The 856-nt window shown below is 37.1% G+C and carries 1 protein-coding gene and 1 pseudogene; both read left to right on the top strand.

What is annotated here, in order from left to right; genetic code table 11:
- Positions 1-253: 253 nt before the first annotated feature.
- On the top strand, positions 254-412 hold the full coding sequence (locus WMO43_RS14095) for a hypothetical protein (RefSeq protein ID WP_006859191.1): 159 nt from the start codon (positions 254-256) through the stop codon (positions 410-412).
- Positions 413-428: 16 nt separating this feature from the next.
- A pseudogene (locus WMO43_RS14090) lies at positions 429-856 on the top strand (hypothetical protein); the annotation flags it as partial.

The following is an 856-nucleotide window of genomic DNA, read 5'->3' as shown; positions in this document are numbered from 1 at the left end:
CATAGTATCAATTTCTATAATTTTGAAGAAAGAAAAGATTACAAACAAGGTATTGAAGGTAGTGGAGAGAATTGCCCAGAATGAAGTGGAAAAACAGTTCTTGGCAGGACGGCAGAGTATTCAGCAATTTATCACCAGCCGAAAGGACCGAAGAAAAGGGAAAACTAGGTCAGAATAATGAAATATTTTGTGGAGTGTTGTGGTTGTGATTATCGTAATGGCAAAACAAAAGGAGTTAATATGGGATTAGGCGTTGAAAATTCAGTTAAATCCGGGCGGGAATCTGACCTATCAGGATTACGCAAGTGATATCCGGAAAATTTTAGCATATAACCGGACACAGCACAAAGATATTATGTCTGAGTTGAATGTACAGTTTGTTATAGCAGACGGTACAATTCAGATAAACTGATTGGAGAAATAGAAGTATGCACATTGGTTTTGGTCAGAATACCGTATCTTCATTGTACGGTCATCAAAAAGGCGATCATATGAAAACTATAGAGCTTTCTCATAAAAAGCATAAGGCAAATGAATCGCAAGAAAAAATGACCGTAACATCCGGCAAGGACGTATGCCGGAGGATAGGGCATTCAGATGAAGCCGATGGGGAAAATCAGGAAAACGCATATATACATGATAGGTTTGCCTTAGACGCTGGTTACGCAAATTATATTAGAGAAACAGTGCCTAAAACTACTTGGTCAAAGGATTATCTTCAAGAATTATGGGATGAAGAGACTAAATATTTAAAGAGTATCCGTGAAAGTAAAAATGGATATGGTTTCGATGATATTGGAATGGGAGCTGCATATGCCTATTCTACTATGTATCAAAAAATTGTAGAAGGATATAG

Source organism: Maccoyibacter intestinihominis, assembly GCF_040096355.1.
In the GTDB taxonomy this organism is placed as follows: Bacteria; Bacillota; Clostridia; order Lachnospirales; family Lachnospiraceae; genus Maccoyibacter; species Maccoyibacter intestinihominis.
Note: the sequence above shows the minus strand (reverse complement) of the source record. Positions and strands in the feature narration are given on the sequence as shown.